The organism is Staphylococcus sp. SUC_1.2 (assembly GCF_026222585.1).
This window is the reverse complement of the sequence record NZ_JANJPM010000003.1, coordinates 1-24168: the sequence shown is the minus strand read 5'-3', so window position 1 is coordinate 24168 and position 24168 is coordinate 1. Positions and strand designations below refer to the sequence as shown.

At 31.2% G+C, this 24168-nt stretch carries 22 protein-coding genes; all 22 read right to left on the bottom strand.

The window, feature by feature from the left end; translation table 11 throughout:
- Positions 1–477 (bottom strand): signal peptidase II, encoded by a 477-nt coding sequence (gene lspA, locus NR218_RS01700; RefSeq protein WP_002448847.1) that lies wholly within the window; start codon positions 475–477, stop codon positions 1–3.
- An 84-nt stretch (positions 478–561) separates the two neighbouring features.
- Positions 562–1038 carry a CHAP domain-containing protein gene (locus NR218_RS01695; protein ID WP_025987213.1) on the bottom strand — a complete coding sequence of 159 codons (477 nt, stop codon included), beginning with the start codon at positions 1036–1038 and terminating at the stop codon, positions 562–564.
- A 4-nt stretch (positions 1039–1042) separates the two neighbouring features.
- Positions 1043–1837: a VOC family protein gene (locus NR218_RS01690; protein ID WP_019835565.1), complete on the bottom strand. Its 795-nt coding sequence runs from the start codon at positions 1835–1837 to the stop codon at positions 1043–1045.
- 192 nt (positions 1838–2029) lie between these two features.
- Entirely contained in the window at positions 2030–3445 is a 1416-nt protein-coding gene (locus NR218_RS01685; RefSeq protein WP_265883221.1) for an NAD(P)H-binding protein, read from the bottom strand.
- Positions 3446–3641: 196 nt separating this feature from the next.
- Entirely contained in the window at positions 3642–6392 is a 2751-nt protein-coding gene (ileS, locus tag NR218_RS01680; protein WP_145421779.1) for an isoleucine--tRNA ligase, read from the bottom strand.
- A gap of 219 nt (positions 6393–6611) precedes the next feature.
- Complete coding sequence (locus NR218_RS01675; protein ID WP_071560724.1) at positions 6612–7292, bottom strand: DivIVA domain-containing protein; 681 nt, start codon at positions 7290–7292, stop codon at positions 6612–6614.
- A 63-nt stretch (positions 7293–7355) separates the two neighbouring features.
- Complete coding sequence (locus NR218_RS01670; protein WP_054105452.1) at positions 7356–8129, bottom strand: RNA-binding protein; 774 nt, start codon at positions 8127–8129, stop codon at positions 7356–7358.
- Positions 8130–8204: 75 nt separating this feature from the next.
- Entirely contained in the window at positions 8205–8501 is a 297-nt protein-coding gene (locus tag NR218_RS01665) for a YggT family protein (RefSeq protein ID WP_049431814.1), read from the bottom strand.
- 22 nt (positions 8502–8523) lie between these two features.
- Positions 8524–9114, bottom strand: a complete 591-nt coding sequence (locus tag NR218_RS01660; RefSeq protein WP_017174547.1) for a cell division protein SepF — start codon at positions 9112–9114, stop codon at positions 8524–8526.
- Positions 9115–9119: 5 nt separating this feature from the next.
- The gene (locus tag NR218_RS01655) at positions 9120–9794 is read right to left on the bottom strand and encodes a YggS family pyridoxal phosphate-dependent enzyme (RefSeq protein ID WP_017174546.1); all 675 of its coding nucleotides are present in this window, start codon (positions 9792–9794) and stop codon (positions 9120–9122) included.
- A gap of 62 nt (positions 9795–9856) precedes the next feature.
- Positions 9857–10687, bottom strand: coding sequence for a peptidoglycan editing factor PgeF (gene pgeF, locus NR218_RS01650; protein ID WP_048685142.1), 831 nt, complete (start codon positions 10685–10687; stop codon positions 9857–9859).
- A 154-nt stretch (positions 10688–10841) separates the two neighbouring features.
- Positions 10842–12020, bottom strand: coding sequence for a cell division protein FtsZ (gene ftsZ, locus NR218_RS01645; RefSeq protein WP_017174544.1), 1179 nt, complete (start codon positions 12018–12020; stop codon positions 10842–10844).
- Positions 12021–12049: 29 nt separating this feature from the next.
- Complete coding sequence (gene ftsA / locus NR218_RS01640) at positions 12050–13483, bottom strand: cell division protein FtsA (RefSeq protein WP_017174543.1); 1434 nt, start codon at positions 13481–13483, stop codon at positions 12050–12052.
- 103 nt (positions 13484–13586) lie between these two features.
- Positions 13587–14732, bottom strand: coding sequence for a cell division protein FtsQ/DivIB (locus tag NR218_RS01635; protein WP_019835559.1), 1146 nt, complete (start codon positions 14730–14732; stop codon positions 13587–13589).
- An 18-nt stretch (positions 14733–14750) separates the two neighbouring features.
- Entirely contained in the window at positions 14751–16097 is a 1347-nt protein-coding gene (murD, locus tag NR218_RS01630) for a UDP-N-acetylmuramoyl-L-alanine--D-glutamate ligase (protein WP_017174541.1), read from the bottom strand.
- A 1-nt stretch (position 16098) separates the two neighbouring features.
- Positions 16099–17064, bottom strand: coding sequence for a phospho-N-acetylmuramoyl-pentapeptide-transferase (gene mraY, locus NR218_RS01625; RefSeq protein ID WP_017174540.1), 966 nt, complete (start codon positions 17062–17064; stop codon positions 16099–16101).
- Positions 17065–17238: 174 nt separating this feature from the next.
- Positions 17239–19485, bottom strand: a complete 2247-nt coding sequence (locus tag NR218_RS01620; RefSeq protein WP_265883220.1) for a penicillin-binding protein — start codon at positions 19483–19485, stop codon at positions 17239–17241.
- Positions 19466–19867 (bottom strand): cell division protein FtsL, encoded by a 402-nt coding sequence (gene ftsL / locus NR218_RS01615; RefSeq protein WP_017174538.1) that lies wholly within the window; start codon positions 19865–19867, stop codon positions 19466–19468. The genes NR218_RS01620 and ftsL overlap by 20 nt, the downstream gene beginning before the upstream one ends.
- A gap of 13 nt (positions 19868–19880) precedes the next feature.
- Entirely contained in the window at positions 19881–20816 is a 936-nt protein-coding gene (gene rsmH / locus NR218_RS01610; protein ID WP_019835557.1) for a 16S rRNA (cytosine(1402)-N(4))-methyltransferase RsmH, read from the bottom strand.
- Between the two features lie 14 nt (positions 20817–20830).
- Positions 20831–21262 (bottom strand): division/cell wall cluster transcriptional repressor MraZ, encoded by a 432-nt coding sequence (gene mraZ / locus NR218_RS01605; RefSeq protein ID WP_002455463.1) that lies wholly within the window; start codon positions 21260–21262, stop codon positions 20831–20833.
- A gap of 142 nt (positions 21263–21404) precedes the next feature.
- Positions 21405–23018, bottom strand: coding sequence for a bacillithiol biosynthesis cysteine-adding enzyme BshC (gene bshC / locus NR218_RS01600; protein ID WP_019835556.1), 1614 nt, complete (start codon positions 23016–23018; stop codon positions 21405–21407).
- A gap of 382 nt (positions 23019–23400) precedes the next feature.
- A complete protein-coding gene (locus NR218_RS01595; protein ID WP_002448764.1) occupies positions 23401–24090 on the bottom strand; it encodes a YjjG family noncanonical pyrimidine nucleotidase in 690 nt (229 codons plus the stop codon).
- Positions 24091–24168 lie beyond the last annotated feature (78 nt).

Sequence of the window (24168 nt, the reverse complement as noted above, 5' to 3'; positions counted from 1 at the left end):
CTATTCTTTTTTAGTTGCATCCTTAACCAATGCAATAATGACAAAAATAACACCAATTGTTAAGCTTGAATCTGCGATATTAAAAATTGGAAAATCATATCCAAAAATATTTGTATCAATGAAATCAACAACTTCACCATTGAATAAACGATCGATAAAGTTACCTAATGCACCAGCAAATAATAAGCTAATTGCAACTTGCATAAACGCATTATATTTAGTTTCTTTAATATAAAATATAATAAGTACAGCTAAAATAATAAGAGTAATAATATAGAAAAATCCCATTTTACCACTTAAAATCCCCCATGCTGCACCATTATTTCTATGTGATGTAATATTTAAAAAATGAGGAATCACTTCATAAGAATCACCAATGTTCATGGTTGCTGTAATTATTTTTTTAGTTAATTGGTCTATAATTAAAATCACGATGGCTACTATTAAAGATAAACCAATATAATATTTCTTTTTCATTCATGTGCCTCCATTCAGCCCTCAACTCTTTGACAACACTCTACATTATAGCCTACTACTTAGCATAAAAAAAGCTACAATCTTCTATGTCATATTTGTGTTACTTTTAGGATGAATATAATTAAATTGATCGACTTGATCAACATCTACAAAACGTGTTGTAATTTCGTAAGGTTTTCTGAAATTCATATCAGAGACTATTAAAGAGCCATCATTATTGACTTGTTCTACATAAGCAACATGTCCATGTTTTCCTTTTGGATAATGTAAAATAGAACCCTTAGTTGGATTTTCATTGACTGTATACCCTTGTTTCTTAGCCTTATTTGCCCAATGTTTAGCGTCACCCCATTGGTTACTTATTAAATGATGGTCTTCTTTTACTCGATCAAATACATAGTAAGTACATTGACCTTTAGCGTATGTGTTATATTTCATAGGATTTTTTTCCCAAAAATGAATTGTAGGTTCAGTCATATCTTGATTGTCTAGACCATCAAAAACTGCACCGGCCGTAAATATCATGCACACAAACACCATTAAAAAAATCCATTTTTTCATTTCATCACTCTACCTCTATAAAATTAAATCTAAACTGGATACCATCTGGACCTTTTATATTGATATGATGTGTTTCTGGATAATGAAAGTCAACGATAGATAAACCATAAGTATGTTCATTATCTATTCGCTTTATTTTTGAATTCCATTGATTCATTGAAAGATGACAATAATATTGTTCAGAAGCTAAATAAAACGATTCATCATCTAAATATGCAGAAGGTACTAGTCCAAAATGGTTTAAATAATACTCTCTTACTTCATTTAATCGAATGGTTTTTAAACTAATATTCCCAATTTTACTATCATTAGGTAAACCTTGCCATCCGATGGTGGATGCATATGGTAATAATGAAGAAACATCGAGCGGCTTAATATTGAGTCTAATCCATTCACTTTCTTGTTTCCAATCAGAAATCGCTTTATCAACATAAAATTTAAACATATGACCTTCTGGATCTTCGACAAAAATAAATGTACATACATTTTGTTCTCCACCATTAATTGGTAACTCATAATCATTTAACTTTTCGATTAGATCTGCCAGATGTTGTTTATTGAATAATTGAATTCCTATATAAAATAAACCAGCTTCTTGAGATAAAGGATTTCGTCCAGACTTTATCTCTCTTAAAGTAATATAATGGTGACTGTCTCCAACTTGATATTTGACAGCGGTTAATGTCTCTTCCACTTTTTTAAACCCTAATAATTCTTCATAGAACGGTTGTAAAGTACGTAAATCTCTTACATTTAAAGTGATACCATTAATAAAATGTGCATCATTATCATGAAACATAGGACACCTCCTAAATTTTAAAATCTCTCTTTCAATTTAAAAAAGCTATGATTAATGATTATTCTATAATAAAATATTTAAAATTTTATCAGTCTTAATGCGTAATATTCAACTATTTAGACTAAAAAAGCTTTCGATAGAGAGAACTTCATTGCGTTTCCATCGAAAACTTTTAAATATATATAAAGTACATTATTTTTTAGCTAAAACTTTATTGTAGATTCTTGTACCAACACATGCACCAAACATTACACCAGTAGTCATAGCAAGATTAGTAAAAATTTTATTAACGGAATCTTGTTTATCTTTTTCATAACTAGCTAAATGATTCATATGCTGTTTGAATACACCCATCACAAACTTATGTGCAATGGCTTGAGTAAACTTATAAACTCCCCATGGTAATGTTGATTCATATTCTTGCAACGCTGCAATACCTTCGTTGGTATCTAATATACGTCTAAATTCAAATCGTGCATTACCACTGTTTTTAACCATAGCTAAATCTCCACCAACAATTTTATACACAATCATTTCATTAATAGAATCATGATTATCTCTTTTCATTTTTAAAATACATTTCCTTATTAATGGTAATTGAATATTAAATTCATGCTCATTAATGGTACCATTTACTAAATGGAGCGTGATATTATTAATAAATTCTGCATATTCTCTTGTTACATCCTGTATCGAATAACTTTCCGGAATTCTAAAACGCGTCATTGCTCTAACATCTTTAACTTCATCTCTCTTATTTTGATTTGATTTAGATTTAGATTGTTTTGTAGTTATTATTTGTTGTTCATCTTGTTTTTCTTTAAGTGCTTTTTTCACATTTTCTTTACCATTCATTTTCTCTTTAATCCAATATCGACTTAACCGAATAAGGATGGTTGGTAAGTGCAATATAAACAAATGTTTATCAAGAATAGTCGCTATACGTTCAAATAATTCTTGATAATTCATTACCTTAGGCCTTGTAATATTAAATACTTCATTTTCTTTAGGAGAACGTTCGACTAACATAGCTAATTTATCAATAACATCATCCATACATACTGGCGCAATCATATTGTAAGCCCAGTTCGGTAGAATCATTGCTGACAAACGCTCTATCATTCTTTTAAAAATAGGATATGAACTACCGTTTGAATCTATAATTAACCCAGCACGTAATGTGCTTACAGGGACGCTATAATATCTTAATATTTTTTCACATTCTAACCGACTTTTTAAGTGAAGTGACAAATGACTATCATTCGTGATAATACCACTCATAAATATAATGTGTTTGACCCCATGTTTTTTCGCTACGCGCCCAACATTATCAGCTAGTAGTGCATCCATATCTTCAAAATTAGCCTGTGTAAGTTTAGCACTTGTCTTCATTGAATGACCAAGATAAATCGCAGTATCTATACCTTTCATTACTTCAGTTATAGCATCTAAATCAAATAAATCTGCTGATTTCCAAGTTACATTTTTTTCATTTTTTTTATTTTGAGCATTTCTTGATATTGCGATAATCTCATGATTAACTTTTAATTTATCTTTTAAGTGACTACCAATATATCCAGAAGCCTCTGTTAGTAAAATCTTACCCATCATTTTATCTCTCTTCCTATATTACTTACGAGAAACATTCTATCACTTATTATTTGATATAACCTCATCCGTTTTTATCTAAACTTGAAACTCTATTCAGATATATTTTCAAACTATTATTATTTAATATTTATATACTTTATAAAAAAACGCTCGTAACCCTTAATTAGGTTACAAGCGTTCTATCTCTATTGAATTAAACTAAAGTTTTTACGACTTCTTGACAACGTGGACATAAATGATCAAGTTCACCAACAGATCCTAATGTTTCACTATAATTCCAACATCTTTCACATTTTTCACCTGAAGCATGTTCAATACGAATGTCACCATGTTGGTATTCATTTCCATTGTCTACTTTTTCAGTCACTTCAACTTGAGAGACGATAAATAATTGTTGTAAGTCATTAAATTGTTGTAAAAATTCTGCAGCTTTAAAGTGATCATTGTTTCCAATCACTACTTTAGCTTCAAGAGATTTACCGATAACTTTTTCATTACGTGCTGCTTCTAATGCACGGTTTACATCATCACGTAATGACATAAATTGATTCCATTTATCTAATAATTTTTGATCAACGTCAACAACTTTTGGCATATCTGCTAAGTGAACACTTTCTTCTTTAACATGTGGTGTATGAGACCATACTTCTTCGGCAGTGTGTACTAAAATAGGAGCAAGTAATTTAGTCATATCTACTAAAATTTGGTACAACACTGTTTGCATACTACGACGTTTATGTGCGTCTTTTTGTTCAATATACAGAATATCTTTACCATAATCTAAATAGAAGTTACTTAATTCAACATTGATAAAGTTTTGAACTTCTTGATAAATATTTAAGTAATCAAAGTTATCATAGTGATTAATAGTACTAGCAGTGAATTCACGTAAGCGATTCAATAAGTAACGATCTACTTCTAATAATTCATGTTCAGCTACACTGTCTGTTTCAGGATTAAAGTCATTAATATTACCTAACATAAATCTTAAAGTATTTCTGATTTTTCTATAAACATCAGACGTTTGTTTTAAAATTTCATCTGAAATACGTACATCTGCTAAGTAGTCTGTACTACTTACCCATAATCGTGCAATATCTGCACCTTTTTGTTTTACTACTTGATTAGGAACGATAACGTTACCTAAAGATTTACTCATTTTTTTACCTTCGCCATCCATTACGAAACCATGTGACAATAAGAATTTATATGGTGCTTGTCCTCTAGTCGCAACTGCTGTAGTAATTGAAGAGTTAAACCAACCACGATATTGGTCACTACCTTCAAAATATAAATCGGCTGGGAAACGCAATTCTGGACGAGTTTCTAACACGCCTCTATGAGATGAACCAGAGTCAAACCAAACATCCATAATATCTGTTTCTTTAGTAAATTCTCCATTAGGGCTTCCAGGATGTGTGAATCCTTCTGGTAATAAATCTTTAGCTTCTCTTTCAAACCAAACATTTGAACCATATTCTTCAAATAAATCAGCTACATGATTGACTGTTTCTTTTGTCATAATAATATCGCCATTTTCAGCGTAAAATACAGGCAATGGTACACCCCATACACGTTGACGAGAAATTACCCATTCACCACGGTCACGAATCATATTATAAATACGTGTTTTACCCCAATCCACTTTAAAATCAGTCTCTTCAATCGCATCTAAGATATCTTGTCTTACTTTATTAATTGAAGCAAACCACTGAGGTGTTGCACGGAAAATAACTGGTTTTTTAGTACGCCAATCATGTGGATAACTATGTGTAATAAAGTCTAATTTTAATAAGGCGTCTTTATCAGTTAAAAGGTCTGTTACAGCTTTATTTGCTTTATCATAGAACATACCTTCAAATTGTCCGCCTTCCTCTGTGAAGACACCTTTATCATCCAAAGGACTGATGACAGGTAAATCGTATTTTTGACCTACAATATAGTCATCTTCCCCGTGACCAGGGGCAGTGTGTACACAACCAGTACCAGCATCAGTTGTTACATGACCACCATTAATGACTAATGACACTCGATCTAAGAAAGGATGTTGTGCTTCAACATACTCTAATTCTTTCCCTGTAAATTCTTTTTCCAATTGAATAGTATCTTTATCCCAGCCTAATGCTTCAGAAACACTTTCAGCTAAAGCTTCAGCAATCACGTATTTCTTACCATTTACATTATATTGACCATATTTCAAATCTGGATGAACTGTAATTGCTACGTTAGAAGGTAATGTCCAAGGTGTAGTTGTCCAGATAATAAATTGAGCATCCTCATCGATAGTACCTTTTGAATCTTTAACATCAAAGGCTACATAAATAGATGCTGAACGTTTATCGTGATATTCAATTTCAGCTTCAGCAAGTGAAGATTCACTTGATGGTGACCAATAAACAGGTTTTTTACCTTTATAAATTAATCCTTTATCAGCCATTTCACCGAACAAACGAATTTGAGCTGCTTCATATTCAGGTTTAAGAGTAATATAAGGATTATTAAAGTCCCCACGTACACCTAAACGTTTAAAATCTTGTTTTTGAAGTTCAACTTGTTCTAAAGCAAATTCTTTACATTTTTCTCTAAACTCAGCAATTGACATTTTTTTGCGATCAACGCCTTTTTTAGTCAATGCTTGTTCAATTGGTAAACCATGTGTATCCCATCCTGGAACGTAAGGTGAGTAAAATCCTTGCATCGTTTTATAACGTACAATAATATCTTTAATAATTTTATTTAATGCATGTCCCATGTGAAGATTACCATTTGCATAAGGTGGGCCATCATGCAAAATAAATGATTGATTTCCTTCATTTTTCTCTAAAGCTTTTTGATAATGATTATTTGCTTCCCATTGCTCTTGAATTTTTGGTTCTTTATTAGGTAAACCTCCTCGCATTGGAAAGTCGGTTTTTGGCATTAATAACGTTTCTTTGTAATTCATATTTTCCACTCCTTAAATATAAAAAGAACTCTAAGTTCAATTAATAGGGACGGGAAACCCGCGGTACCACCCTTCTTAACTCAACTTAGAGTTCTCTTCTTAATATTATAAAGTTTTAATATGTCAGTGATATAAAAAATAGACTTATATTAGGCTTGCACCGTCTCCTAACTCGCTGTGAAAAGTTTATTATTTTTTACGTGTCTGACATTTTATTAACTATTTATTTGATGATGATTCGCTACTTGAAACATCCTTATTTTCAGATGTAGACTTACTTGTATTAGTTGTTTCATTAGAATTGATTGACTGATTTCCCTCATTTGATACTGTCTCAGTTGTTTCACTCGTTGGAGTTTCATTATTCGCATTTGGATTTACATCTTGTGGATTTAAATGCTGTATATTTTCTTGTGTCACTTGTTCTGCATCAAAATCATAATTTAATAAGTAATCCCAATCATCATTTTTCAATAAATCTAACTGTGCTTCTACAAGCATACGAAATCTTGATCTAAATATTTTAGATTGACGTTTCATATCTTCAGTTTGGAAAGATAAATGACGTGCTTTTTCAATAGCATCATTTACAATCACATCAGCTTGCGTTTTTGCTTTAGAGATAATTGCTTCTGATTCTTTTGTGGCAGCAATTTTTGTTTGTTCTCCAGCTTGTTGAGCTTGAATAAGCGCATCACTTACTGATTGATGAACATCTTGATACGATTTAATATTAGTATCTCTCTCTTCAAGCACTTTTTCAAGTTGTTTTTTTTCTTCTTTAAGTCTTTCAATCTCATTACTTAATTGAGTTAAAAAGTCGCTAACTTCAGCAGGCTCCAAACCATTTTTCACTCTTGTAAATTCCTTATTTCTTATTTCATTAGGTGTAAAAGCCATCTGTTATCCTCCTTAAAACAAACCATCATAAAGGTGTTTTTATTATTTATCAATCAATATCATTTACTTAAATAGTGTTTGATACGTTATATGAACTTTTTCTTTTTTAGTTTTGCCACCTATATCAACAATTCGAGCACGTCCAAATCCTTGAATAGAGAGCAAATCATTGTTTTGAAGTTGAAAATCGGGAGAATCGATTAAAGTATGATTCACTTTTACCCGTTTTTTTTCAATTAATTGTTTAGCGATTGATCTAGATTTTCGAATCATTTCTTTTAAAACGACATCTAATCTTAAAGCACTGACTGTACTATGATGAATATTCCAATTCTCTTTTGATTGTATCATATCTTTAAATGGAATAGAATCAAGTTTAACTGTAGCACCTTTAATCTTTGTTAATTCCATCATAATATATGATTCCAATTGCTTTGTCAAAACAAACTGAATAGTATCACCAACAAGTATATCTCCTACTTGTTCTCTTTCTATACCTAAAGACATTAAAGTTCCAAGTACATGTTGATGTTGAATAGACACAAATTTCTCGGGATAATTAATTTGGATTAATACCTCTTCAAAATCATCTTCAGTAGGTTCAAAATAACTAGGCGCAATAATTGCTCTCTTTCTTTCTGCCGATTGACCACCGAAATAGCTCACTTTCATATCTTCAAAACTACCGACGATGACTTCTAATATATATTGTCCTCTAGGATCTAAAAATGAAGTCAATACAGGTGCATATTGTTGATTAACTTGTTCACATTTATCTAATAATTGATCAATAAGTGGTTGTTCTTCATTTCTAAAATGCTGATAAATATCGATGATTCACGCCTCCTTTTTTAAGTGTTAAAAAGCCTGAGACATTATGCATATCACAGGCTCTACTAACTTATTATAAAACTATTTTAGTATTAAATAATTTAATATCATATCAAAAATACTTTGCAGTCCATATTGAAATAATACAAGTACAAATAATGCTACAATTGATGAAATATCAATCATACCAATGGGTGGAATAATCTTTCTAAATGGCTCTAAGAAAGGTTCATATATCTTACTTAAAAATGATCCAAATTTAGATTCTCTAATTGTTGGAACCCATGATGTAAAGAAATAAATAATCATTCCCCAATAATAAATTTGAACTAGTAATAATATAAAGTTAAATATACTAGCTAATATACCAACATCCATATATTATATTCTACTCCTTAAATTATTCGTAATGTTGTTGTGTATTCATCTGTTCAAGGTGATCGGTAATACTACCTGCCACCTCAACATTATCAGGTGTACAAAGGAAGATATCAGCACCTACACGTTGTATATCTCCGCCAATGGCATAAACTGTTCCGCTTAAGAAGTCAATAATACGTTTCGCTGATACTTTATCAATACGTTGTAAGTTAACTAATGTCGCACGACGATTTTTAAGTTCATCTGCAATATCTTGAGTATCTGAAAATACACGAGGTTCAAATAAGCACATTTTTGAATTTTCGTAATTACTATAACCTGTACCAGCTGATTGATTCATAGTAACAACATTTTTTGAATTAGACTTATTTGATGTATGTCCCATACGATAATTCCTTTCTTCAGTATTGTAATTTTTTGATACTTTCTTTTGAGGTACAGTTTTTAAGTGATTTTGATTATTCTGTGTTCTTTCAATAGGTTGCTGTTGCATATTACGATTTTGATTTTCTTCATTTTGTGTTACACGCTGTTGTCTTTCAGCAGGGCTTTCGACTTCTTCTTCATCTTCCATTAGGAAAAAATTATTAAATAAATCCTTGATAGCCACGGGGCTCACTCCTCTTCTCCAACAAGTTTAGTCCCTATTCTTATAAATGTAGCACCTTCTTCTACAGCAATAGTATAATCATTACTCATTCCCATAGATAAATATTCACATGGTGCATAATTTAATTTAAGGTTTTTAATTTCATCTCGTTTTAATCTCAATTGTTTAAATAACTGATGTATGTAGTCCTTATCATCGGTATAAGGCGCCATTGTCATTAATCCAACAATTTTAATATTGTCGAATGCTTTAATTTGTTCAATAAAATCATTAACTTCACTAAGCGCAATACCATGTTTAGTTTCTTCACCAGAAACATTCACTTGGATAAAGCATGAAATAGTGTGAGTTGCTCTTTTATTAATTTCTTTTGCTAAATTCAAACGATCTAGTGCATGTAAATAATCGATGTCATTAATCACATCTTTTACTTTTCTAGACTGTAGTGAACCGATAAAATGCATTGTAACATCTTTAGGTAAGGCTTGTTTTTTTTCTAGAAAACCTTCTACTCTATTTTCTCCAAAGTGTCTTAAACCAGCATCATACGCTTCTTTTGCTCGGTCTATTGTAACATATTTTGTTACTGCAATCACGTTTGGAGCGGTCTTAATCACACTTTTTTCAAGATGATGATTAATTTCCGTTTGTATTTTTTCTAAATTTTCTGTCACTTTCATTATATATCAACCTCTTAACTTTGTAATGACATAAAGGATTATAGTGATATAACTGCATTACACTACACTTCTCCTTTTTGACCTATAAATGCTAGCATCCTGCCAGTTTTACCTTTTTCAACACGATAAGAGAAAAAAAGCGATAAGTCTTCTGACGTAGTATATTTTGTAATGTTAATATTTTCAGCTGGTACGCCACTATTTATTAATAATAAAGCGTTGGCTAATTTTAAATCAATACCATGTCGATCAGTATCTCGTGTTTCAATATATTTGTCAGAATTAATAGGCAATGTTTCAAATTTCTTTTTAATATCATCATTTATTTCATAGGTTGAAGAAGTCGCTGGACCTATGACTACATTTAAATCTTGATAGTCAAATTCTACATATTTAAGCATTTCTACTACTATTTGACCATATGTTCCTCTCCACCCCGCATGAGCTAGAGCGATAAAATGATGTTTTTCACTATAAAAATATACAGGTACACAATCAGCATAACACATCGTTAATAATATATCTGAATCATAAGTATACATACCATCAATTCCATATAATTCATTACCTAATGTCTTAATATTAGCGCCACAATGTGCTTTAGTAATGTGAGCGATATTATTTTCGTGTGTTTGAATAGGAAAAACCCATTGTTGTGTAGGAAAGTTGATAGCATTAGCTAATATCTCTTGATGATGCGTCACATAACTAGGTTCATCATCAATATAACGTGCCATATTAAATGCATCTCTTGGATATGGACTCTTTCCATCTTCGCGTGTAGTAAAACCAAGTGTTAACTGATCATATTGTGATGTATAACTCAAATAATGTGGCTGTTTTATAAATTTTTCCACGTTGTGAAAACCACCTTCACTTTTAAGAATAGTCATACCTAGACTATTGTTTTATATTTTATCAGCATTTCGATTAAAAGATGTAGATAAATGTATTATATAACATATTTCTTTTTAAATTAAACAAAACAAAAAGAGCAGCATTCTCCTCAGAAATCACTGCTCCTTTCTTTATATTTATACTTTAATATTAGCGTCTAGTTCTTCTAGAACGTCTTTCTTCTCTATTACGAATAAAGCTAGGAATATCATCATCTTTAGTAGTATGACTTCTTTCGCTTAGACCATCAGAAGGACGTGAATTAGATGTACTATGTGTGAATGAGTCTTCTTTTGGTGCACTTTGAGTTGATGTACTAGAAGTTGCACTTGAACCAAAACCAGTACTTGACGCTTTACGTCCTTGAGATGTTGGTTTATCTTCAAATCCAGTTGCGATTACTGTTACAACAATTTCATCTTGCAATTCTGGATTAATTACAGTACCAAAAATCATATTTACATCTTCATCTGCTGCATCTTGTACAATATCAGCTGCTTCTTGGGCTTCGAATAAAGATAAAGATTCTCCACCTGTAATGTTCATTAACACACCTTGAGCACCAACAATTGATGTTTCAAGTAATGGAGATGAAATAGCTTTTTTAGCAGCTTCCACTGCTCTATTTTCGCCTGAAGATACACCAATACCCATTAATGCAGAACCTTGGTTAGACATAATTGTCTTAACGTCAGCAAAGTCTAAGTTCACTTCACCTGATACAGCGATTAAATCAGAGATACCTTGAACACCTTGACGTAAAACATTATCTGCTTCTTTAAATGCTTCCATCATAGGAGTTGATTTATCAACAATATCTAATAAACGATCGTTAGGAATAACAATTAATGTATCAACTGCCGCTTTCATTGCTTCAACACCTGCTGCTGCTTGTGTAGAACGTTTACGTCCTTCGAAGCCAAATGGACGAGTTACAACACCTACTGTTAATGCTCCCATTTCTTTAGCAATTTTAGCAACTACTGGTGCAGCACCTGTACCAGTACCGCCACCCATACCAGCAGTAACAAATACCATATCAGCGCCTTGAATAGCATCTTCAATTTGTTCGCGTGATTCTTCAGCAGCTTTTTTTCCAATTTCTGGATTTGCACCTGCACCTAAACCACGTGTTAATTTTTCACCGATTTGTATCTTAGATTCTGCTTTAGATAAGTTTAAAGCTTGCCCATCAGTGTTAATAGCAATAAATTCAACATTGTTCATTCCATGATCAATCATGCGGTTAACAGCGTTGTTACCGCCGCCACCTACACCGATGACTTTTAATGTCGCCAAATGATTAAATCCTTGTTCAAATTCTAACATTTATTTTTCCTCCTAGTCTTAATGGCCAATTATTCAAATAGAGATTTCATAAGCTTTTTAAATTTGCTTTCTTCTTTATCAGATTTTTCATGTTCATCATCATAATGATGTGTTCCATCTTGATGGTTGTTTTCGTCATACGTTTCATAATCATCATGTTTCTCCGCTTTTTCACGTACTTCCGGTTGATGATTTTCGTCAGTGTCTTCGTTTTTATTAGATTTACGTTTAAACCAGTCAAAGCCACCTGACTTTGAAGTATGATTGTGTTCGTCATTTTCAATGACTTCTTCTTCAAATTCATCATTATCTTGATAATTTATTGTAACATAATCTAATAATTCATCAAATGTGATACTACTAGATATTGTAGAAATCGCTGAAGTAAATTCAGGTTTTCTAATTCCCATTTGAGACGGTGTATGGATTCTTATTTTTTCATTAACCATTGTACTTAGTAATTCTTTAACGCCCAATAAGTTTGAAGAACCACCTGTAACAATGAATCCACCATTTACTTTAGTTAATCCTAAATCTACCAACACATCAAATACTTCATCAAAGATATCTTGCACTGTTCTTTCAATAACTGCACTTAAATCTTTTTGAGTATACTCTACTAATTCGTCACTATCTACCTGATCAACACTGAAAACGTCTTGATCAGACGCTGATTGTGTATAAGCATGTCCATATTGATGTTTAATTTTTTCAGCTGTTTCATATGTAGTGTTTAATTCTTCTGCGATATCATCTGTAATATCACGTCCAGCTAATTCAATTGAATCGGCATCTACAAGTTCACCTCGTTCATAAAAGGCGATTTGAGTGAGATCTTCACCAATATCAATTACACATGCACCTAATTCTTTTTCAGTTGCAGATAAAATAGAGCCATAGTTATAAGCATCTGAATAGACGTCCAATACATCTACTCCACAAGATTCTACACATTTAATCATATTAATTAGAATTGACTTGTGAATTGCAATAACACCTGCTTCTACTTTTAACGAGTGTCTAGCAATGAGTTCTTTAGGATCCGAAACCTCGTTATCTCCATCTACAATGAATCTAATCGGAAACACATCAATAACTTCTGTATCAGGTACATCATTTTTTTGACGTATACCTTCCAATACTGTTTCAATATGTGATCCACTAATTTCTGTATCTTCGTAAAAATCAATTTCGTTTTCTTCATCGTACACTTCAGTACCAATGATAGGTAATTTTAAGAAAACTTCTTTTATATCCACACCTGATGCGATAGAAGCTTTTTTAATTGTATCTTTAATTGCTTGTTTCGCAATATCAAAATCATCAATCAATCCATTCTTAATACCGCTAGTGTAGGTTTGCCCTGTACCTATCACATTAATACCATTGTGAAATTTTTCGCCTACTATTGTTTTAACACTTGATGAACCAATATCTATGCTTACATAGTAATGTTCCTCCATAGATAGGCACCTCCTGACAAAATACTATTAAAATACACTATATTTAGTTTACAATACGTCGTTTAGCTTGTGAACTATAAACACATATTATTATCGAAATTTTTTAATTATTTGTATCCGATTGTTCGCTTATTTTATTTAATGCACTTTGTAATTCATTTTTTGCTTCTGTTTCTTGCTGTGTTTTTTGACGAACATTTTGATCGGACTTAGAATTAATACTGCTATTTTCATTATATGGAATAAATGATGCTCCTACAGATAAATCAATATATCCTTGTGTTTTTAATTGACCTGAACTATCTTTTGCAAGAGATTGAGACATTTGAGGATAATACTCGATTTTGTTAGCTAGAGTATTGATGTCTCCTACTACTTGCATGCCATCTTTCATATATAAAAGGACTCGATTTTGTTGATTCTGCAAAGGTGCATATTTTATTTCTGAAATCATATCTCTCGTTTCATTAGACATTTTAGATAATGCTTTCGTGATACGATTTAAATTGTCACCTTTAAAATCTTCTAATACAGGTGCACTATTCGCAATATCACCATTATAATTGTCTAATTTTTTATTTCCTTCAATTATTGGCACATATTTATTTTTATCTTTTACAATACCTACTAAATTATTTTCAATAATTTTAACATTTAAAGTATTAGGCAACTGTTTATTAATCTGAACATCTTTGATTAATGAATTTTTCTTTAAATTATTGATAGCTTTGCTTTTACTAAAAGTATAAATGCGTGATCCTTTTTTGATATTTAATTCTTTTTCAACTTGGCTATCACTTACATTATGATTACCACTAATATTAACATGAGAAATTCTACTTAATGGTGTAAACATATATAGTAGAAATAATATAATTAAAAGTATTAAAGTAGTAACAATAATATATTGGATACGTTTTTGTCGCTTTCTTTTATCTATCTTTTGTTGTTCTCGTTTTTCAGCTACCGTTAAGTGACTATATTTATCATTTTGAAATTTATTGCGCTTTTCTCTTAACCTTGTTTTTACTTCTTTCTTTAAATTTTCACCTTTATTTTTCGAAGAATTTAAAGATTTATTTGACCTTCTATCATTTGAAAGATTCTTTTCTTTTTGGAGTCTATCTTTTGATTTAACATCATCTTTAATTTTTTTATTTTTATCATTTTCTAATTCAGTTTTGTCTTTATCAAATGAACGCTTGATAGAACGAATCTTTTTATTTCTATTGCCCCTTGTATCATCCAATTACTTCACATCCTTTAATTAAGATGGTAGGTATGCACGGAAACTTTCAATAAATCTTTCGCCGCGTTCTTCAAATGTTTTATATTGATCCCAACTTGCACATGCTGGTGAAAGTAAAACAACATCATTAGGTTCAATGACATCTTGAACTTTTTTTACTGCATCTTCTATATCAACTGCCTTGATTACTTCTTTACCTTGACTATTACCTAATTTAGCGAATTTATCTTGAGTTTCACCGAAAACTACCATTACTCTAACATGTTTCATGTAAGGAATTAATTCATCAAATCCATTACCTCGATCTAAACCACCACATAACCAGATAATAGGTTGTTTAAATGAATTTAAAGCAAACTGTGTTGCTAATGTATTGGTTGCTTTAGAGTCATTATAGTATTTATTTGTTCGATTCGTTCCAATATATTGTAATCGATGTTCAATACCTGAGAATGTTGTTAAACTATCTACGATAGCCTTAATTGGTACGCCTGCAAGTATCGCAGCTAAAACAGCAGCTAAAATATTTTCTAAGTTATGTTCTCCTGGTAAAACTAAATCATCAATATTAATAAGGTTAACATCATTATAAACGATATAATTATCTTTAATATAGATGCCATCTACTTCTTGTTGAGTAGAAAAATATAATGTTTTAGCTTTTAAATTTTCAGTTTCAATTAAATGACGTTGATGATAATTACAAATCAAATAATCATCTTCTGTTTGATTTTTGTAAATACGTCGCTTCGCATTTTGATAATTTTCTAATGACTCATGATAATCTAAATGAGCAGAATAGATATTTGTAATGATGGCAATGTGAGGTTTGTAATGTTCAATGCCAAGTAATTGGAATGAAGATAATTCAGTGATTAGATATTCATCAGGTGACGTTTCTTGAGCTACTTTAGAAGCAACATACCCAATATTTCCTGAAAGTCTTCCAGTTAATCTACTTTTTTTAAACATATCTCCAATGAGAGAAGTTGTTGTTGTTTTACCATTTGTACCAGTCACAGCGATAATTGGAGCTTCAGAAATTAAATAACTTAATTCTACTTCAGTTAAAATTTTAAGGCCTCGTTGATATGCTTCATCAATAATTGAAACTGTATAAGGTATACCTGGGTTTTTAACAATAATCGGGTTGCTATCAAGTAATGATAATGGATGACCACCATCAACAATTTTCACACCTAATGTTTCTAAGTCTTTTGCATGGGGATCTTTAGATAAATCTTTCCCATCATTTACAGTTACATTTGCACCTAATTTAACTAATAACTTAGCAGCTTCATAACCACTTTTTGCTAATCCAACTACAAGAACATCTTTATTCTCTAATCCTGTATAATTTAGCATTCTAATGCACTCCTATCCATAATCCAATTAATCCTGAAATTAAGCCCACAAGCCAAAATACTGAAACAACTTTCCATTCACTCCATCCGCTAAGTTCAAAATGATGATGAATTGGTGTCATTTTAAAGATTCTTTTTTTAGTTAATTTATAAGATGATACTTGCAACATTACTGATAATGTTTCGATAACAAATACTAAACCTACAAAAAGTAATGAAAATTCTTGGTTTAACATGATTGAAATTGTAGCAAAAATACCTCCTAATGCTAAGCTTCCTGTATCTCCCATAAATACTTTGGCTGGATTTAAGTTATACGGTAAGAAACCGAGTAATGCAAAAATCATAATAATACAAAAAGTACCAATTGCAGGGGCATTTAACATGAAACTCATAATTGCATACATAGTGAATCCAATAATTGATAAGCCAGTTGCTAATCCATCCAATCCATCAGTTAAATTAACTGCGTTTGAAAACCCAACTTGCCAAAAAACAATAAAAATAACGTACGCAAACGACAATGGAATTCCAAAATTAGTAAATGGAATATTTATACTTGTTGAAAATTCTATTAAATGAAAAACATCGCTTAGAATGAAAAATATAATTGCTATTGCAATTTGAGCTAAAAATTTCTGCTTACTTGTAAGTCCTTGGTTATTTTTTTTAACTACAATAATGTAATCATCAATAAAGCCAATGAGTCCAAATCCTATTGTGACAAAGAGTAATAGAATAATGGGATTGGAATGATCTGTGAAAAATATAGCAATAATAGATGTAATAATAATACTAATTAAAAATGTTAAACCACCCATGGTTGGTGTACCCGTTTTTTTCATATGACTTTGAGGGCCTTCTTCGCGGATACTTTGCCCAAATTTCATTCTTTTAAGTGTCGGTATAAGTACAGGAACTAAAATAAATGTGATAAGTAATGCGATAATCGCAAATATAAAAAGCATGGTAATCTCCTTTATGTATTTTAAATTTATTCGTTTTTCACTTTATTTCCTTTATAATCTTATCAATTTTCAAACTAATTTTATATATATTATGTAAGAAAATGAGATTATAAATAAGGTATACATAATATATGACACCTTATTTATTATCATTTAAAACGACGTCATTTGTTCTTATGAATCGTTTTTATCATTAGACGTTGTATCAGTTGAATTATCTGAAGTGTTATTTGAATCAGAGCCACTCGAATCAGTTAAGGATGTACTATCATTAGGATCATCAGTAGATAATTCTATTTCAATTTTATTATTACTTTTGAGTGTTGACCCACTCGCTACAGATTGTTTTGTTACGTATCCACTGCCTTTAGTCGTAACATTGATTCCAGTTAATTCTTGGAAGGCTAGGACATCGTCTGTTGTCCAACCTTTCATATTGGGCATAGTAATATCGCCGTCTGTCACTGCTAACACTTTACTATTCGGTAATAATTTTGTATTAGCTCTAGTAGATTGAGCTTTTATTGTATTACCATTACCAATAATGACAGGTTGTAAATCTTTTCCTTTAAGACTATCTTGTGCCTTTTGACTTGGTTGCCCTACAACATTTGGCACTTTACTATACTGTGCTGATTGAGTCTCATCTTTTTTAGAGCCTACATTTAAATACTTAAGTGTATTTTCCATGATAGGTTTAAAAGCTTTACTTACCCCTAATTCATATGCTTCTTGGTCATTTTTCTGAGCAAGACTCATACCGGCATAAACAATAACTCTTGGATGTTTTTTTGGCGCATCTCCCATAAAGCTTACAAAGTAGGGATTTGCTCCTTTAACGTATCCACTACCATTTTCATTAACGACCTGAGCAGTACCTGTTTTCCCTTCAATATCATAACCATCAATACGATAATTGGAAGCATGACTTTTATCACTATTTACTACTTTATCTAATTCTGTTTCAACTTTATCCGCAGTTTCTGAAGTAATAGGTTTTCCAGCTATTTTCTTTTCACCTTTATAGAATGTTTTCTTTGAAATTGGATTGTCTATACTTTGAACAAACCAAGGTTTTAACATATTTCCTTTATTAAAGAAAGCTGATTGTGCTTGTATCATTTGTACAGGTGTCACTGTAGTCGATTGACCGAATGCTGATGTTTTTTGTTGTAATTCATTTGACCAAGCAATATTTCCTTTTAATTCTCCGTCAAACATGCCATTTGTTGATTTACCAAAACCAAAGCGCTCGTACCAAGATTTCATTTTGTCAGCACCAACTAAATCTTGAAGATGCATCATCAATATATTAGATGAGTAAGTGAAACCTAATGACATTGGAATTTCTCCCCAACCGGTTTTATTCCAGTCAGAAATTCTTGAACCCATAATATCACGATGACCAGATTCATATTTTTCTTTAGGATTAAATTTACCTTCTTGAATGGCAGCTGCTAATCCATATGATTTAAATGTTGACCCAGGCTCATAGGCATTTTGATATAAATCATTCGCCCATTTTTTTCCAAAGTCTTTACCCGTTTCGGGGTTGAACGTTGGACGTTGACTATATGCAAGAATTTCTCCTGTTTTCGCATCCATAACCACTGCAAATAAATCTTTTGGTTCATATCGTTTCACCATATCATCAAGGGCCTCTTCGACAAATACTTGTATATTTGAATCAATGGTTAAATGAACGTCATCACCACGTTTTGGCGCTTTTTCATTTTTACTGTTTGGTGCAATATAACCCCAAATGTCATGTATATAAGATAGCGAACCTTTCTGTCCATTTAGATAACTATTAAAAATCTTTTCTACACCTAATGCACCATTTAATTCCCCGGTATCAGGATTTTTTTGAGCCATACCAATTAAATGAGAAGCAAAATTACCGTTAGGATAGAATCGTTCAGTTTCTGGATATAAGGTGATGCCTGGTAAGTCCATTTTATCGAGTTTAACTTTATCTTGATATGTTAAATTTGTCCCTTTCTGTCCAAATTCAACTTGAAAGGCTTTCTTTTGATTAAGACGTTTTTCAATTTCATCAGGTTTCATATCAATAATTTTTGATAATTGTTTTGCTGTTTTCTTTTTATCTTTAACATACCTTGGTGTATCACCAACTTCTCCAGCATTTTTATCAATAATAGCTACTAATTTATATCGTTGAACATCTTCGGCTAAAATTTTACCGTTTCTATCGTAAATTTTCCCTCTTTCAGGCTGTTCTTGCGTTTTTACGAGATATTTTTCATTAGCGCGCATCACTAAATTTTGTCCATCTGAATGTCCAGTTATCATGATATATGAATATCTTAAAACCAATACAAAAAAGAGCAGTCCGAATAATCCAACAAGGAGGACTGCTCCTAATTTATTTTTTCTAATTTTAATTTTTCGCTTCGCCATTAGTACGCACTACCTTTACATTATCGTTCTTTAGGCTCATACCTTGTTTTTTAGCCTGATCGTAAATGCGCTCATAAGAAGAATTTTTCTTAATTTCAGATTGAATTGCATTGTTTTCATTAGATTGTTGTTCAATCTTTTGATCTAACTCGGCAATTTTATCATTTGTATCGTATGCATCCATTTTTAAAGATAGCATATAGATTGCTAGAACAGCAATTGCTGTGACAAGCGTTATGTATAAAAATTTCTCAAATCGCGTAAGTTGAACAACAACCTTTTTAGTTACTGTTTTCGTCTCAGATTGTGTTTTTGGTTGTTCTTTCGGTATGCTAGTGTGCTGAATGTGTTCATATGGTTCGTAAATTTTTTCTACAGCCATCCTCAATTACTCCTTATTTTAATATTTCAGCAACACGTAATTTTGCACTACGTGCTCTATTATTTTCGTCTAAATCCTCATCTGTAGCAGTAATTGGTTTACGATTTACTCGTTTTAACTTAGGTGTATAAGCTTCAGGAATAATTGGTAACCCTCTAGGCACGTCAGGTCCTTTTTCGTATTCTTGGAAAATTTGCTTGCATAGTCTATCTTCCAGAGAATGGAAAGTAATGACTGAAATCCTACCTTTTACTTTAACATGCTCAATGGCTTGTTCAATTGAATCTTCGAACGCAGATAGTTCATCGTTCACTGCTATTCTTATCGCTTGAAAAATGCGTTTAGCAGGATGACCACCTTTTCTTCGAGCTTTAGCTGGAATACCTTCTTTAATAATGTCTACAAGCTCTAATGTTGTTTCAATAGGTTGTTGTTCACGATGTGCTTCTATTCTTCTCGCTATTTGTTTAGAAAACTTTTCTTCTCCATAACGATAAAAGATTTTAACCAATGCTTCATAAGGCCAATCATTAACAACATCATATGCAGTTAATTCTTGCGTTTGATCCATACGCATATCTAACTTTGCATCATGATGATAACTAAATCCTCTTTCAGGTATATCAAGCTGTGGACTTGAAACACCTAAGTCGTAGTAAATACCATCTACTTTTTCAATTCCTAAATTTTTCAAAATATCAGTTAATTCTCTAAAGTTATTATGTACAAACGTGACCTTGTGTAAGTGATCTTTTAGTACTTCTTTAGCATTTTCTAAGGCAGTAGTATCTTGATCGATTGCAATCAACCTACCGTCATCGTTTAATTGATTTAATAAATAGAGTGCATGACCGGCTCCACCAAGCGTACAATCTACATATATGCCATCCTCTTTGATGTCTAATTCATCTATTGTTTCTTTTAGCATAACGCTTACATGATGAAACACTATAAATTCCTCCATTAAAAATCAAAATCTATCAAATCTTCGGCAATATCTTCAAAACTTTCTTCTGATTCTTCGTAAAATTCATTCCAAGTTTCTCTATCCCAAATCTCTATACGATTTGAGACACCTATTACCGTACATTCTTTTGTTAAATTTGCGTATTTCCTCAAATTTTGAGGAATGTTAATACGCCCTTGCTTATCTAGCTCTACTTCGATAGCTCCAGAGAAGAACATACGCATAAACTTACGTGCGTCTTTTTTTGTCATAGGTAAGGTTTTCATTTTCTCTTCTATCTGTTGCCATTCTTCAAGCGTGTAGCCAAACAAACATTTATCAAGGCCTCGTGTGATAATAAAACGTTCATTTAAGTCATATCTAAACTTAGATGGAATTATCATACGTCCTTTAGCATCTAATTGATGCTCGTATTCTCCCATGAACATTATTACCACCTCACCTTATTAATAATTTACCACATCTCACCACTATCCTCCACTAATTATGTAAAATATCTTAAAATTCTTTAATTTGACATAAAAAGACCCATATTATCTATTTAAATAATATGGGTCTCTCCCTTACAAATTAAGGTTTTATAACTATTTGGTTAAATGTATATTTAAGTGGAGGATAAGTGGAGGGACTGAACACATCTATCCCAAATTCATTCATCATTTGAAGTGGATTCCAAATTCTTTCTTGTAGACCACCCATTGGATGCAATACATGTTCAATCTCTCTAAAATGTTTCATACTTATATCGTTATCTCTTTCAATGTTAAGTAAATATCGGTTTAATAAATATTCAAATTGTTTATTATGAATGTCATAATTTTTCTTTACTAAATTGATATTGTCATGATTATCATTCACTTCTTTAAGAAGTGATTCGTATATTTTGGCATGATTCTCTTTTAAAGACTCTACTTTTTTAATAAATGTATCTGAGGCTTTGCTACGAACGAAGTTTTCTCTATCCGTTTCTATACCGTTCATAATAACATTTTCAGCATTTAACTTATACTGATTAATTAGCTTTTCTATTCTAATTGGTAAATAAGTGATTTTCATTCTTGGTAAAACAATAGGCATTTCAACATCTAAAATTTTAAATACTTCATTCAATTCAGCCCAGTATTTAATTTCACTTGGTCCTCCAATAAAAGCTACCGTATTAAATAGCCATTCTTCCATTACTGGTCTAGTTACAACATTATTAGAAAAACGAGTTGGTTCTTTTTCAACTAATTTTAACAATTCATCTTTATTATATGTAATATCTGATTTACTCAATTTGAATACATCATCTTTTTTAATAATTAGTTGACGCATACTATCTTCATGAAGGAACAAATGGACATTGGTATCTGTTTCAATCATTTTGTTTAAACCTGATTGCGTAGTTAATTTTTGTGTTTTTCTAAACGCCTGGTTAATTTCATTATGTTTTTGAATAATATTTTTTAATAATGGCTTCTCCAATTCACGAATTTTTTCATATTGAGCATCAATAAATAGTACACCGTAATCTTTAAATACTTCTTGAAGTAACCCTTTAAAAATATCAGTCCAATTATTGTACTTTTCTATAATCTCTAAACATACTTGATAAAGTGCGTTAGTATGTTTCGTTTCTTTTAATCCTTTAAAAAATTGATTAAGTGCTTCAATCATCTGTTCCTTTTCTGGAATATAGCGAGAGACGCTTGTTTCAGGCGGTGTCATTGTATGATATTTTACTTTATGTAATTGAGCGTCTTTTGCATTATAAGCATACGTATGATTTACTTCTTCAAAGTCATGATCTTCACCAGCAATCCAAAAAACAGGTACAACTGTTTGTTGGTATGTTTCAGTTAACTCACGACTTAAATTAACAATTGAAAGAATTTTATGAAACGTATATAAAGGTCCACCAAAAAGACCAGCTTGCTGGCCCCCAATTACCACTTTAGCTCCTTCACTGAGTGCAGTAAGATGAGTCTGTTGAATTTCTGTTATATTCAAATCTGACATATATGATTTAATCACTTGAGCAAGTTGTTGCTCTCTACCATTATTAGGACGATTCATTCTTTGATTAAAACTAGATGGTTTGACTGGATTATATTGATAAAATTTCAATAATGTTTCATCACTGTTTTCTAACTTAGTAATAAATGAATCTTTTTCTTGAAAATTAGTTACTTTACAGTTCATTCCCTTACTCCTTCAATATAACATTACTTATTCAGTATAAAGATTATATCCTTAGATGACAATTTTACGGCTTAAATATTGAAATTCAAATCCATTTTATCAGATTATAAGTAATTAATATGTTATTAAATGAAAATCGTATATTAATGACGATACAATATATATATAAAGAATTTAAATGATAATGAAAACATGAGTAAAGTTCAACATCTTTAAATAAATTAAAAAAACTGTTGAATTATTTGAGGAATTTAAAGAAAAAGAAATTAATAATAAAGATTTGCATAAGGATTCAATATACTAGTATGGTTTCCAAATCATTAAGCTATAAACGCTATTTGCATAAATAAGCCTGAGCCATTTAGCTCAGGTCTATTATTAATCATTCTTCCACTAAATTAACCAATTCATACAAAGATTGTATTTCATAATCCGGTACAATATCACTGTTATTTTCTTTATTACGATAATTAAACCAACATGTTGTAATACCAGCATTTTTTCCACCTAGTATATCTGATGTAAGAGAATCTCCTACTATTATTGAAGTCTTTCTTTTTTCTTCACCAATTCTCTCAAAGATATAATCAAAAAATTCACTCATAGGTTTTTGATATCCTGTTTCTTCTGATATATATACTCCAGATAAGATATCTTTAAACTCTAATTGAGCAATACGACGTTTTTGAGTATCTGTAACACCATTAGTCACAATAAACAATTCACATTCTTGGCTTAATCGATCAATTGTTTCTAAAGTAGAGTTGAAGAATTTTAATGGTGCTTTAGCTAGTTCGTCTCTAAATAAAACATCGGCTTTTTTACCATCTACGTCTATGCCATACTCTTTAAAATAATTAATAAAACGATGTGTTAATACTTCTTCTTTAGATAGTTCATTTTTTTGAAATGCTTCCCAATGATTTTGATTTACTTTCTTAAAATATTGAAAATCTTCTTCAGTTGGATAATGACCGAAATGATGTGCCATTTGATGAAATGCTCGATCTTCTGCATCAAAAAAGTCTACAATTGTATCATCAAAATCAAGTAAAATAGTATCGTATTTCATTTTTATACTCCTAAATTATAGTATGTATATTATTTTAGCAGATTTGTCATGATTCATTAAATAATGCTAAAAAATAAA

Excerpts from the sequence above, each read along its gene's own strand:
- lspA (WP_002448847.1), bottom strand. The coding sequence starts at position 477 with ATGAAAAAGAAATATTATATTGGTTTATCTTTAATAGTAGCCATCGTG.
- NR218_RS01695 (WP_025987213.1), bottom strand. The coding sequence starts at position 1,038 with ATGAAAAAATGGATTTTTTTAATGGTGTTTGTGTGCATGATATTTACG.
- NR218_RS01690 (WP_019835565.1), bottom strand. The coding sequence starts at position 1,837 with ATGTTTCATGATAATGATGCACATTTTATTAATGGTATCACTTTAAAT.
- NR218_RS01685 (WP_265883221.1), bottom strand. The coding sequence starts at position 3,445 with ATGGGTAAGATTTTACTAACAGAGGCTTCTGGATATATTGGTAGTCAC.
- ileS (WP_145421779.1), bottom strand. The coding sequence starts at position 6,392 with ATGAATTACAAAGAAACGTTATTAATGCCAAAAACCGACTTTCCAATG.
- NR218_RS01675 (WP_071560724.1), bottom strand. The coding sequence starts at position 7,292 with ATGGCTTTTACACCTAATGAAATAAGAAATAAGGAATTTACAAGAGTG.
- NR218_RS01665 (WP_049431814.1), bottom strand. The coding sequence starts at position 8,501 with ATGGATGTTGGTATATTAGCTAGTATATTTAACTTTATATTATTACTA.
- NR218_RS01655 (WP_017174546.1), bottom strand. The coding sequence starts at position 9,794 with ATGAAAGTGACAGAAAATTTAGAAAAAATACAAACGGAAATTAATCAT.
- pgeF (WP_048685142.1), bottom strand. The coding sequence starts at position 10,687 with ATGACTATTCTTAAAAGTGAAGGTGGTTTTCACAACGTGGAAAAATTT.
- ftsZ (WP_017174544.1), bottom strand. The coding sequence starts at position 12,020 with ATGTTAGAATTTGAACAAGGATTTAATCATTTGGCGACATTAAAAGTC.
- ftsA (WP_017174543.1), bottom strand. The coding sequence starts at position 13,483 with ATGGAGGAACATTACTATGTAAGCATAGATATTGGTTCATCAAGTGTT.
- murD (WP_017174541.1), bottom strand. The coding sequence starts at position 16,097 with ATGCTAAATTATACAGGATTAGAGAATAAAGATGTTCTTGTAGTTGGA.
- mraY (WP_017174540.1), bottom strand. The coding sequence starts at position 17,064 with ATGCTTTTTATATTTGCGATTATCGCATTACTTATCACATTTATTTTA.
- NR218_RS01620 (WP_265883220.1), bottom strand. The coding sequence starts at position 19,485 with ATGGCGAAGCGAAAAATTAAAATTAGAAAAAATAAATTAGGAGCAGTC.
- ftsL (WP_017174538.1), bottom strand. The coding sequence starts at position 19,867 with ATGGCTGTAGAAAAAATTTACGAACCATATGAACACATTCAGCACACT.
- mraZ (WP_002455463.1), bottom strand. The coding sequence starts at position 21,262 with ATGTTCATGGGAGAATACGAGCATCAATTAGATGCTAAAGGACGTATG.
- bshC (WP_019835556.1), bottom strand. The coding sequence starts at position 23,018 with ATGAACTGTAAAGTAACTAATTTTCAAGAAAAAGATTCATTTATTACT.
- NR218_RS01595 (WP_002448764.1), bottom strand. The coding sequence starts at position 24,090 with ATGAAATACGATACTATTTTACTTGATTTTGATGATACAATTGTAGAC.